Origin of the sequence: Enterococcus sulfureus ATCC 49903, assembly GCF_000407605.1 — a bacterium.
Lineage (GTDB): Bacteria > Bacillota > Bacilli > Lactobacillales > Enterococcaceae > Enterococcus_G > Enterococcus_G sulfureus.
The window spans coordinates 341864-354160 of record NZ_ASWO01000001.1 but is presented as its reverse complement, the minus strand read 5'-3'; the positions used below and the strand labels follow the sequence as shown (position 1 = coordinate 354160).

The following is a 12297-nucleotide window of genomic DNA, read 5'->3' as shown; positions in this document are numbered from 1 at the left end:
AAAAATGAACGGAGGAGCATATATGAAAAACTGGAAAAAAGTTTTAGGTCTAGCAACTGCTGGGTTACTAACAGCAGGATTAGCAGCATGTGGCAGTTCAGAGTCAAGTGATGACAAAAAATCAGATGGTGGCGATACGACACTTCTGATGTATCAAGTCGGGGATAAGCCGGAAAATTACGATCAGTTGATGGAAATTGCCAACAAACGAATCAAAGATAAAATCGGTGTGACGATCGATCTACAATATATTGGCTGGGGCGATTGGGACCAAAAAATGCCAACGATCATCAATTCAGGTGAAGTATACGATATTGCCTTTTCTTCACAATATGTCGCAAATGCTCAAAAAGGAGCTTTTGCCGATTTAACCGATCTATCTCAAGAATATGCAAAAGAGTATATGGATGAGTTACCAGAGATGTATAAAAAAGGGAATATGGTCGATGGTAAATTATATGCGATTCCAGTATATGGAAATGCCTGGGGCCAACAAGTATTAACCTTTAATGATCAATACGTGAAAAAATATAATTTAGATATCAGCAAAGTCGATGGTTCATACGAATCAGCAACAGAAGTATTAAAACAATTCCATGAAAAAGAACCAAATATTGCCGCATTTGCAATTGGACAAAGTTTTAAAGCCTCAGGAAATTTTGACTATCCATTAGGAAAAGATTATCCTTTTGCAGTGAAACTAGATGAAACAGGGACACCAAAGATCATCAATCAATATCAAGATAAAGAACATCAAAAAACATTGAAAACATTACACGAGTGGTATGAAGCAGGATTGATCCCAACAGATGCTGCAACAAGTTCGACAAGTTACCCATTAGAAGGAAATACTTGGTTGATGCGTGAAGAAACACAAGGACCAATGGATTACGGTGATACGATCTTAACAAACGCTGCAAACCAACCATTGACTTCACGTCCGTTGACACCACAATTAAAAACGACTAGTCAAGCCCAAATGGCAAACTTTGTTGTATCAAACACCTCTAAAAATAAAGAAAAATCAGTCGAATTCTTAAACTTATTGAATACTGATCCAGAATTATTAAATGGCTTAGTATGGGGTGTTGAAGGAGAAGCATGGGAAAAAGTTGGCGATGATCGTTTGAAAGTGTTAGATGGATACAAACCAAATACACATATGTCTGCTTGGAATACTGGAAACAACATGATCCTTTATACACAAGAATCGATTACAGACGAAATGATCAAAGAACGCGATAAAAGTATTGAAGAGGCGAAAGAATCTCCAATCTTAGGGTTCAACTTCAAAACGGATAAAGTAAAAACTGAATTATCCAATATCGCAAATGTCATGAACCGTTATGCTTCCAATCTAAATACAGGTTCAGTAGATCCAGATGAAACATTACCAAAACTAAATGCTGATCTAGAAAAAGCAGGTTGGTCAAAAGTCCAAACAGAAATGCAAACACAATTAGATGAATTTATCTCAACGAGTAAATAAGAAGAAAGTGGCAAGTTTGACACTTGCCACTTTTTCTTTTAAAAATATGCTACAATAATCAAAACGATGTAAACGTTATCTTATAGGATGTTGTAGGCTAACTTATGCACCGTTTTAGCCAGATAAAAGGAGGAAGACAAATGGTCAGCAGTGGAATTCAACGTTTATTTTATGTCGCATGGTCGATGATCAAATTAAACCTTTATTTTTTAGTTTGTACCTGTATTGGAGGGATCGTATTTGGGATTGGTCCTGCGTTTCAAGCATTAAGTGATCTTTTGAATGAATATGGGATGAGTTATCAAGAGTTGACGTTCAAACGCTTTTTTACTCAGTTTAAACTGAATTTTAAAATCGGAAACCAAAGCTATTGGTTGGCGACAAGTTTTACGTTGTTATTAGGGTATAACCTGTATCTTTCCATTCAGTTACAAGGGTTGATTTGGTTGATGATCGATCTGCTTTTATTGACGACATTACTCTTAGTCAATGTGACGTATCTCTATATGACACTTTATCAGTCGACCTATGAGATTCCATTTTCTCAATTGCTTAAATTAGCTGTGATCAGTGTGTTTTATCATTTTGCTACATTCTTAAAAGTGGTGATTGGTTTAATAAGTATCGCGATTTTAACGTGGTATTTTAAAGGCTTGGCAGTCTTTTTGAGTGTGACGCTTGTCGCAGTCTGGAGTGGGTATGCTACAAAGAATATTCGCCAAATGATTGATGGAAAGCTTGATTCTCATGCCTAATCCATATACTCGTCTATTTAAAAAACGCTATTTGATGAATCGCTTGATGCAGATCTATAGCTTTGTGATCGTAGGGGTGATCGTCTCCACTGCGATCATTTTGTGCGTATTTATGGCACAGATGAATCAAAAGAAGATGCAAGAAGAAATGTCTCTCCTAGAAGATCGTTTATCCAATTATGTAGTCGATAAAGAAAATACAATGAGTTATATCTATACGGAATTGACTGGGGGCAATCAAGAAATCGAAAATATTCGCCAGTACTTGACGCTGTCTTCCTCTGCTTATTTTGATTATACCCAAGAGTATTGGGAAAAAACGCAGATGGATAACCGACTCTCAAGTAAAGTTGCAGGATTTTTTACAGCATTTCCAGATCTTGAACGATTGTATGTTCAATTAGATGATTCTCCAGGATTTTTGATGGCCGATCGAAAGCAACCCAATGGGAAAAAAGCGACGGGTGAAGTACCAAAACAAGATGGTTTGGTGATGACACGAATGATCATGGATCCGTTTAATCGGACGAGTTTAGGGAAGATTTCAGCCGTGTTTTCAAAACGAACAGTTTTTGGTGAGACCAAACAAGCCGCTTCTTATAAAGGGATCGATGCCTTTATTGTCGACCGAACGGATCAATTTATTTTTAAAAGCCAACGCTTTATCAAACAAGAAGCAGCCAAACAATTGGAAACCAGTTATCAACAAACAGGTCAGATCCCAGCTATCATCGCACAAGATTATGATGTGATCGATAAACAAACGAGTCGCGACTTTTCATTTATTATCTTGGGAAGCAAACGGATTATTTGGCAAAAAAATAGTCAAGTCTTTCTACAGATCAGCATAGTCGCATTGATCTTGATTGTAATCTTATTGACGATTTTAAAACGAACGTTCAAACATTATCTATTTCAAATCCAACGTATCGGTCAAACGATGCACCAAGTCGCCACAGGAGATCTGACACAAAAAATCGAGTTAGATATGATGCAAGGTGAACTACTTGATCTATCAGAGGAAATCAATGAGATGATCGAAAGTTTAGATCGTTATATCAAAGACAATTATCAATTAGAGATTCAAGAAAAAGATGCACAAATGCGTGCACTACAATCGCAGATCAATCCTCATTTTTTATACAATACGTTAGAGTATATCCGGATGTATGCAGTGAGTAAACAACAATTAGAATTAGCAGATGTTGTGTATGCGTTTGCTGCTTTGCTGCGAAATAACACACAACAAGAAAAAATGACGACCTTAAAAAAAGAACTCTCGTTTTGTGAGAAGTACGTCTATCTTTATCAGATGCGCTATCCGGACTGTATTGCCTATCATTTTGATATCGAACCTGAATTAACCGAGATCTATCTGCCGAAATTTTGTATTCAACCGTTGATTGAAAATTATTTCGTCCATGGTATCGACTACACAAGGACCGACAATGCAATCAGTGTCAAAGCCTTTCGCGAAGATCAAGAAGTTGTGATTCGTATCAAAGATAACGGTAAAGGAATGAGCCAAGAGCGATTACAGGCTGTCCAAGCACAACTGACGAAACAAAATACGACGTCGATCGGGATGGGCAATGTGTATCAGCGGTTGTATCATCATTTTGGAACTGATTTTACTATGACGATCCAATCAGAAGAACAAATCGGCACCACGATTACTTTGACGATAAAAGGAGTTGAACCGTATGTACCGCGCGATGTTAGTCGATGATGAATATATGATTTTAGAGGGATTGACACAATTGATCCCTTGGCAAGAATTGGGCTTTACGATCGTCAAAACGGCACGTTCGGCTAAAGAAGCTTTGGAGTATTTAGTCGATCATCGAGTAGAATTTATCTTAAGCGACATTACGATGCCCGAGATGAGTGGGTTAGAAATGATTGAACAGATCAAACAGCTTGATCCTGCAATCGAGATCATGTGTTTATCTGGATATCAAGAATTTGATTACGTCCGTGAAGGGATGAAACTAGGGATCGTCGATTATTTAGTCAAGCCTGTGGATCGCACAGAATTATATGAACAGGTGGCTCATATTAAAAGGCTGCTCGATCAAAAAGTACAAAAAGATCAACATGAACGTGCTGAAGCGATTCACCGTTGGATTCAGGATGAATTAAATGATGCGGAGTTTTTACGACTGGTTCCAGATCCAAAACAACAAGTAGGTCCATTTACTGTTTTAGGGATCGAAAGTGATGAGGCGACATTGGCTCGCTTTGTGGAAACCCTCGTCTCTTGTCATCAAGAATATTATCGACTGCAACAAAATCGCTTAGTTTGTGTATGGATCGGAGACATCACGCAACAAGAAAAACAACGACTTAGTCAATATGAGCACCTAGCAATCGGTGAGACGGTATCTGATTGGGAAAATGTGTATGAGAGCTATGAAAAAATTATCCAAAAAGAACAATTGGCTCGCTTTTATCCAGACTTATTGCCCAGTCGTTCAGGTTTTACGACTGGATCGATCGATGAAGAATTTTCATTTTTAGCTTTTAATAAATCCTTGATGATCGGCGATTACCATACGATCCAACACGAATTAGAACATATTTTTGATGAAGTGATCCAAAAACAATTACCACCAGAAGATACAAAATTTATTGCTTTTTTGATTTTTAATGACTTATTACGTCAATTCCCAGCTCAAATCATGGAGTTTTATGATGACATGATCCAGCATATCCGCATGAGCGATACGGTCTATCAGTTGCGCACGTTACTGGAAGAAACGTTGATTGCCTTGTATCATAAAAAAACCAAAAAAGTATTTTCAGAAGTAACCCAAAGTATCATTTCACTTACCAAAGCACGCTATCAAGAAGAACTGACCTTAAAGTTGATTGCCGATGAACTTCATTTGAATGTCGTTTATATCGGTCAAGTATTTAAAAAAGAGATGCAAGTAACATTTGCGCAATATTTAAATCAAGTACGCATCAAAAAAGCTCAAGAACTATTGCTCAATAGCAATCAAAATATCAATGAAATTGCTGATGCGATCGGATACAACAACACGACTTATTTTTCGAAAATGTTCAAAAAATTAACAGGCTTAACACCAAAAGAATTTCGTGAACACTATCAGACGATCGAATATGAATTCATTGAAGAATAGAAAGAAGGTACAGGATGTATACATTTCCTAAAGATTTTTGGTGGGGAGCAGCTACATCAGCTCCGCAAACAGAAGGTGCAAGTTTAAGTGTTGGAAAAACAGCAACGACTTGGGACTATTGGTTTGAACAACAACCAGAATTATTTTATGACCAAGTGGGGCCAACCGATACCTCGATGCTTTATACACACTACAAAGAAGATTGTAAACGAATGAAAGAGATTGGATTCAATTCATATCGTACTTCGATTTCGTGGGCTCGTTTGCTACCAGATGGTAAGACACTAAATCCAGAAGCAGTTGCGTTTTATCGCGAGTATTTTGAAGCGATTCATCAGGAGAACATCGAACCTGTTATCAACTTATTTCATTTTGATATGCCGATGTGGTTAATGGAAAAAGGGGGGTGGGAAGCTAGAGAATCGATTGACGCCTTTGGTTTTTATGCGCAAACGGCATTTGAGTGTTTTGGTGATTTAGTTAGTTATTGGACTACATTCAATGAACCACTCGTTCATGTAGAATGTGGCTATCTTTACGGGTATCATTATCCAGCGATAGTTGATTTCAAAAAAGCGATCCAAGTGGGATACCATACATTATTAGCACATGCCAAAGCCGTTGAAGCTTTTCGTCGAGTATTGCCAAATAAAAAAATTGGGATCATTTTGAATATTACTCCTAGTTATGCTAAAAGTGCGCAAGCTGATGATCAAAAAGCCGCACAGATATCTAATCTTTTCAATACAAAAAGTTTCCTAGATCCCGCTGTATTTGGGCATGTACCAGATGGACTACCTGATCTATTGATGCAACATGAGTTACTTCCGAACACAAAAGAAACAGATCGAGAATTACTAGCTAAGGGGATCGTGGATTTTATTGGATTAAATTATTATCACCCACGACGCGTTCAAGCGCCTCTTGCACCGAATATGCCTGCAAAAATGCCTGAAGATCTGTATGCTGCGTATGATTGGCCTGAAAAGGTGATCAATCCTTATCGAGGCTGGGAAATCTATCCTGAAGCGATTTATGATGTCGCGATTATGATGCGTGATGAGTATCGAAACATCCCTTGGTTTGTCAGTGAGAACGGAATGGGCGTAGCCGATGAGGAACGATTCTTACACGATCAAGAACTGGATGATACGTATCGTATCGAGTTTATGAAGACACATCTAGCTTACTTGCATAAAGGAATCTCAGAAGGTAGTCATTGTTTTGGTTATCATGCGTGGACGTTTATAGATTGTTGGTCATGGCTGAATGCCTATAAAAATCGCTATGGATTTTATCGTGTCGACTTAAAGACTCAAGAACGTATCTTAAAAAAGAGTGGTCAATGGTTCAAACAAGTGAGCCAACAAAATGGGTTTGAGGAGGAGTAAGAATGTCATTAGTTGTATTTGATATTGGAGGAACATCGATTAAATGTGCAGTATTTGAACATGAGCAGTTAATGAATCAAACGTCGTTTAACACACCGGATAATTATGAAAGCTTTGTACATGAGCTCACGGAGTACGTCAAAAAATTTCCTGAATGTACAGGGGTTGCGATTAGTGCTCCCGGAGCAGTGAATGAAAAGACGCGACAAATCGAAGGATTAAGTGCCATACCTTACATTCATTTTCGTCCGATTTTTGATGAACTGGAAGCGGCGTTTTCACTTCCTGTTACGATCGAAAATGATGCCAATTGTGCAGGGATCTGTGAGATGGAGATTGGAGCGGGTAAAACGATTGAACATGGCTTATTTGTCGTAATTGGAACCGGTGTAGGTGGTGCGTTATTTATCAACCGCAAATTATATAAAGGCGCGCACTTATTTGCCGGAGAATTTGGCTTGATGCTACCAAATAAAAATGAAACCTTAAGTAAAGTCGCAACCGCTGTAAATCGTGCGGCATTATATAGCCAAGAAACAGGAGATATGATCGATGGAAAGGAACTGTTCCGTCGTGCCAATAATCAAGACCTTGTCGCGCGAAAGCTATTAGATCAAATGTATGAAGATATCAGCTGTGCTTTATATAATCTTCAAGTGGCGATCGATCCACAGATGATCATGATTGGTGGAGGGATTTCTGCTCAAGAAGAAGTCATCGATGAGATCAAGATCCGTTTATACAATCGCTTGAAGGCGCAAACTGTTGAAGCGATCATGCCCGAAGTCGTTGCCTGTCAGTATCAAAATGAAGCCAATCTTTTCGGTGCAGCGTTTCACTTTTTACAACAGCATTAAAAAACTCTTCCAAAATGACAGTCATTTTGGAAGAGTTTTTTTAGTTTGATAATGAAAATGGCAATTCATTTGCAGCATAGGCTCTAGGGTGAGGGACGATACCAAGCGTATAGTCGATCGTACCCCCTTGCATCAATTGGTCATAAGTGAAAAAAGTCTTATGATGGAGTTGTTTGTTGTACTCGATATGGTCGATGAAGACGTGTTGGACTTGATTCGGTGTTGCATTGATCGTTAGTGTCTCACCGTTTGATAAATGAAGCACGGCATGTTTGACTAAAGGCATTCCAATTACAAATTCATTACTTCCAGGTGTTACCGGATAGAATCCTAAGGAACTAAAGACATACCAACCTGACATGCTTCCATTATCTTCATCACCAGGATAACCATGAGAGGTTGCATCAAAACATTCTGTCATCAGATGTTTGATCATCGGTTGCGCCATTTCAGGTTTTCCAGCGTAGGCAAATAGATAAGGAAGATGGAAACTTGGCTGATTGGAAATCGCGACTTGACCAAACTCGATCGCAGCCATTTCAGACATTTCATGGATCTCAAAATTATAGCCAGCGACATCAAAACGTGGTGCTTGGTTGCATAAGGCTATAAGTTTCTCGCTAAAGGCTTCTGCACTTCCGTAAAGGTCGATCAGTCCTTTAAAGTCTTGATAAACGGCAAAACTACTTTGCCATGCACTGCCTTCTGCATAGTCTTTGCCCCAACGAATCGAGGAGAACTCTTCACGGAATGTGCCATTACGATCTTTAGAACGCATAAATCCAGTTTCTGGATCAAATAGATGACGATAATTTTTCGCTTGTGCTTGATACTGATTTTGGGCAGTCGTATCTCCTAAAATCCCTGCAACTTGACTGATACAAAAGTCACTATAAGCATAATCCAAAGTATGGTTCACAGACTCGTGATAATCATTTGGTACATATCCATATTCCAAATAGTCCAGTGTTCCTTGGCGACCATAATTTGCTTTTTCACTTTGAACTGACGCACTTTTTTTCATCCCTTCAAAGAATTCAGGTAACAGATCTAATCGAATATTTTTCATTGCTGCATCGGCAATGACAGCATCGATCAATGTACCAGGCATCATGCCACGTTCGTCAGGAGACAACCATTTAGGTAAAAATCCAGTATCACGATAACTATTTAAAAAGCCTTCAAGCATTTCTTCATACGCTTCTTTTGCGATAAGTGAAAAGAAAGGAAAGACAGTTTTATACGTATCCCAAAAGCCATTATTCGTATATAAGACACCAGGCTTCACAGCTTGGTTGAATGTATCGTAATGAATGGCTTGGTTTGTTTCGTCATATTCATAAAAGGTTTGAGGGAATAAAAACATCCGATAAAGCGTATGATAAAATGTTTTGGTTTGTTCTGGATCAGTATGTTCAACTTCGATCCGATCAAAATACGATTGCCATACCATTTTTGCAGCTTCATAAAAATCAGCCAGTGTCAGATCTAGTTCACGAGTGAGATTGAGTTTTGCTTGTGCACGACTAATAAACGAAGTTCCAAAGTGGATCGTTTGGGTTTTAGTGGACTCAAATTGGATCCATAAGAAGCGCTGAGATTCTTGTTCATGTTCTTTAATCGTCGAAATAGCGTTTTCAAAATGAAAATGCATAAAAAATGTCAAAGATTTATCTTCACAATCGCTATAATTTGAAAATTCGACACGAAGTTCGTGTGCATTGAGTTGTTCATGAGCTAAATAGCCGTCTAGTGTTACTAAAAAGCCAGCTTGATTTTGAGCATCGTAGTCGATTTCTAAAATTCCACCATAACGACTAGGGACTAACGACGAGGTGATATTGTAACGCAATTGGTGGATTTTAAGTGCATAAGGTAAAAATGTAGCTTCGCTAGGACGGTAAGAACTTTGAGTATGGAATAATGAAAGTTCACTAAACGCTTCTCCGACAGGGGTCATGAGTACATGACTAAAATCACCCATCCAAGGACTAGGTTGATGCGTCAAGCGATAGCCTTGAAATGTATGATCTTCTGGATGAAACCACCAACTTCCTTTTTGGTCGGTGGTTTGTGGAGCGAAGTAATTCATCCCGAAAGGAACGCCCGTATAAGGGAGGCAGTTACCGTGAGAAAAACTATATTGATTGGCTGTTCCATGGCGAGTATCGATTTGTGTAATGTGATTAGTCATGAGAAATCTCCTTTGTTGAGTGTCTTGTAATAAGTGTAACGTCGATTTTTTGTGAGCTAGGTTTTTGTCCTGTTGTGATCCATTCTAAAAGTAGTTGTCCTGCAGTATAGCCGATTTTATCAAAATTTTGAGAGATCGTGGTCAATGCTGGATCTACTAATGCAGCGGCTTGGATATTATCAAATCCGATAATCGAGATATCATCAGGAACTGAAATTTTAACTGCTTTTAACTGTCGCATCGCTTCGATGGCGATCAAATCATTTTCACAGACCCAAGCTGTAATCTGCTTTTCTTGTTGGAGTGCTAAAAAATTCTCCAATGTTGGAAGTTCTTCTAAACTTAGAAAGAAAGAATCTTTTACCGCTTTTCGATAGCCTAGATAACGTTGCATCGTCGACTGTGGTAAGGGTTGACTATTGGTTAAATAGCCGATTCGTTGGTGCTGTTGCGCTAGAAGTAAAGTTGTTGCTTCAAATCCACCAATTAAATTATTGGCGATGACTGTTGGAAAATCAAGATCGGCACGTTCTTTATCCAAGATGACGACTGGGAAGTCAGCTAAAGAAAGCTCGATCAATAATTCTAAGTGATCTTGTTCTTTCGTCGCATAATAGATCATTCCCGAAAATTCTGTCTGGATACTCGTGCAATCATGTGAAGTCAAATAAGTAAAATCAGTCATCAATAGATCATATTGAGCATCTTGCAATATAGGAAGTAATCCTTCTGTGAAGTTTCCTAGAGAAAGATCATTATAGAACGGGAGTAAAAACAAGATCCGCTTTGTTTGATTTGCTTTAGGTGCTTGTGCTTTTACAAAGCTTCCGCGACCTCTTGTGCGTTCGATCAATCCTAAATTTTCAAGCTCGGTTAACGCGCGTTTTGATGTAATGCGGCTCACTTGATAGTCCGTTGAGAGCTGCATTTCAGTTGGAAGCTTGCTTCCTGGTGGGAGCTTTTTGCTTAAAATGGCTTCTTTTAAATCATTTAAAATCGTTTCATACAATGCAGCCAATCGTATCACCTCTTTTATTTGATATATCATTTAACTATATTTTATCTAATTTTCGTCAAAAGTAAAGAATTTTATTAATGAAAGCGTAGACAAAATAAAAAATATCTCGTATAATCGCCTTAAATGATATATCAAATTGGAGGAAACTAACTATGGCGTATCAAGAAGTTCCAAAATCAGTAGTTCAATTTATGGAAAAGATTACCACTTTATGTGGCGAGGAGCATGCACATTGGGCAGAAAATTTTCAAGCTGCATTTGCCAATACTTTATTGACCACAGTAAAACGTCACGAGGATGGAACGACCTTTTTATTAACAGGTGACATCCCAGCAATGTGGCTTCGCGATTCTACTGCACAGGTGAGACCGTATCTTGTGATTGCAAAAGAAGATGATGATTTAGCTGCGATGATCAGTGGGTTAGTCAAAAAACAATTTTCGTATATCAATCTTGACCCTTATGCAAATGCGTTTAATGAATCTGATAATCATGCAGGTCACCAAAGCGATCACACCCAAATGAATGGCTGGATCTGGGAACGAAAATATGAAATTGATTCTTTATGTTATCCTGTTCAATTAGCGTATTTACTTTATAAGAATACGGGCAGAACCGATCAATTTAATAAAGCATTCGTCACTGGAGTTCAGAAAATTTTAACCGTTTTTAAAACTGAGCAACATCATGAAACATCGCCTTATCGTTTTGAGCGAGATACGACACGCAAAGAAGATACGTTAGTCAATGATGGAAAAGGCACACCGGTAGGATTTACAAAAATGACGTGGTCTGGTTTTCGACCAAGTGATGATGCGTGTGAGTACGGCTACTTAGTTCCGTCTAATTTATTTGCAGTCGTGATTTTAGGCTATATCGAAGAGATTTTTACAACAGTCTTGTCAGATGAATCGATTGCAACACGTGCGGCTACTTTAAAAGCAGAATTAGAAGAAGGGATCGCTACTCATGCCTTAACAAAAAACAAAGCTGGTGAAACGGTATATGCTTACGAAGTCGATGGATTAGGCAATGCATCATTGATGGATGATAGTAATGTTCCTAACTTAATCGCAGCACCGTATCTAGGTTATAAAGATATGCATGATCCGCTTTACCTTCGTACGCGAAAAACATTATTAAGTAAAGAAAATCCTTATTATTATGAAGGGACGTATGCAAAAGGAATCGGCTCTTCTCATACACCAGAAGAATATGTTTGGCCGATTGCACTGGCGATGGAAGGGATGACGACTGATGATCGCGCGGAGAAAAAACGGATTTTAGATCAACTCGTGGCAACCGATGCAGGGACTCACTTGATGCATGAAGGATTTCATGTCGACGATCCAACACAGTACACAAGAGAATGGTTCTCTTGGGCAAATATGATGTTTTGTGAATTGGTAATGGATTACTTTGATATTCGAGTAGAAAAATAAGGAGT

The 12297-nt window shown here is 38.4% G+C and carries 9 protein-coding genes; 7 read left to right on the top strand and 2 right to left on the bottom strand.

Annotated features, from left to right (window positions below; translation table 11 throughout):
- The first annotated feature begins 22 nt into the window (after window positions 1-22).
- The 6 genes from I573_RS01620 to I573_RS01595 all read left to right on the top strand — a co-directional run bounded on the left by I573_RS01620 (window position 23) and on the right by I573_RS01595 (window position 7638).
- Window positions 23-1489, top strand: coding sequence for an ABC transporter substrate-binding protein (locus I573_RS01620; RefSeq protein ID WP_016184823.1), 1467 nt, complete (start codon window positions 23-25; stop codon window positions 1487-1489).
- Between the two features lie 140 nt (window positions 1490-1629).
- Window positions 1630-2244 (top strand): YesL family protein, encoded by a 615-nt coding sequence (locus tag I573_RS01615; RefSeq protein ID WP_016184822.1) that lies wholly within the window; start codon window positions 1630-1632, stop codon window positions 2242-2244.
- Window positions 2237-3973 carry a sensor histidine kinase gene (locus tag I573_RS01610; protein WP_016184821.1) on the top strand — a complete coding sequence of 579 codons (1737 nt, stop codon included), beginning with the start codon at window positions 2237-2239 and terminating at the stop codon, window positions 3971-3973. Before I573_RS01615 ends, I573_RS01610 begins: the two co-directional genes overlap by 8 nt.
- Window positions 3948-5390 carry a response regulator transcription factor gene (locus I573_RS01605; RefSeq protein ID WP_016184820.1) on the top strand — a complete coding sequence of 481 codons (1443 nt, stop codon included), beginning with the start codon at window positions 3948-3950 and terminating at the stop codon, window positions 5388-5390. The genes I573_RS01610 and I573_RS01605 overlap by 26 nt, the downstream gene beginning before the upstream one ends.
- Window positions 5391-5404: 14 nt before the next feature.
- Window positions 5405-6781 carry a glycoside hydrolase family 1 protein gene (locus I573_RS01600; RefSeq protein WP_016184819.1) on the top strand — a complete coding sequence of 459 codons (1377 nt, stop codon included), beginning with the start codon at window positions 5405-5407 and terminating at the stop codon, window positions 6779-6781.
- Window positions 6782-6783: 2 nt separating this feature from the next.
- Entirely contained in the window at window positions 6784-7638 is an 855-nt protein-coding gene (locus tag I573_RS01595) for an ROK family protein (protein ID WP_016184818.1), read from the top strand.
- A 40-nt stretch (window positions 7639-7678) separates the two neighbouring features.
- On the opposite strand, the gene I573_RS01590 is transcribed toward I573_RS01595, so the two are convergent.
- Together I573_RS01590 and I573_RS01585 are read right to left on the bottom strand one after the other, a co-directional pair.
- On the bottom strand, window positions 7679-9832 hold the full coding sequence (locus tag I573_RS01590; RefSeq protein ID WP_016184817.1) for a GH92 family glycosyl hydrolase: 2154 nt from the start codon (window positions 9830-9832) through the stop codon (window positions 7679-7681).
- Window positions 9825-10880, bottom strand: coding sequence for a GntR family transcriptional regulator (locus I573_RS01585; RefSeq protein WP_211213380.1), 1056 nt, complete (start codon window positions 10878-10880; stop codon window positions 9825-9827). The genes I573_RS01590 and I573_RS01585 overlap by 8 nt, the downstream gene beginning before the upstream one ends.
- A gap of 122 nt (window positions 10881-11002) precedes the next feature.
- Here I573_RS01585 and I573_RS01580 point away from each other — a divergent pair, with 122 nt between their 5' ends.
- On the top strand, window positions 11003-12292 hold the full coding sequence (locus tag I573_RS01580) for a glycoside hydrolase family 125 protein (protein WP_016184815.1): 1290 nt from the start codon (window positions 11003-11005) through the stop codon (window positions 12290-12292).
- The last annotated feature ends 5 nt before the right edge of the window (window positions 12293-12297 follow it).

What these genes read in the sequence shown, in the direction of transcription:
- I573_RS01620 (WP_016184823.1), top strand. Translation starts at nt 23, where the DNA reads ATGAAAAACTGGAAAAAAGTTTTAGGTCTAGCAACTGCTGGGTTACTA.
- I573_RS01615 (WP_016184822.1), top strand. Translation starts at nt 1,630, where the DNA reads ATGGTCAGCAGTGGAATTCAACGTTTATTTTATGTCGCATGGTCGATG.
- I573_RS01610 (WP_016184821.1), top strand. Translation starts at nt 2,237, where the DNA reads ATGCCTAATCCATATACTCGTCTATTTAAAAAACGCTATTTGATGAAT.
- I573_RS01605 (WP_016184820.1), top strand. Translation starts at nt 3,948, where the DNA reads ATGTACCGCGCGATGTTAGTCGATGATGAATATATGATTTTAGAGGGA.
- I573_RS01600 (WP_016184819.1), top strand. Translation starts at nt 5,405, where the DNA reads ATGTATACATTTCCTAAAGATTTTTGGTGGGGAGCAGCTACATCAGCT.
- I573_RS01595 (WP_016184818.1), top strand. Translation starts at nt 6,784, where the DNA reads ATGTCATTAGTTGTATTTGATATTGGAGGAACATCGATTAAATGTGCA.
- I573_RS01590 (WP_016184817.1), bottom strand. Translation starts at nt 9,832, where the DNA reads ATGACTAATCACATTACACAAATCGATACTCGCCATGGAACAGCCAAT.
- I573_RS01585 (WP_211213380.1), bottom strand. Translation starts at nt 10,880, where the DNA reads ATGATATATCAAATAAAAGAGGTGATACGATTGGCTGCATTGTATGAA.
- I573_RS01580 (WP_016184815.1), top strand. Translation starts at nt 11,003, where the DNA reads ATGGCGTATCAAGAAGTTCCAAAATCAGTAGTTCAATTTATGGAAAAG.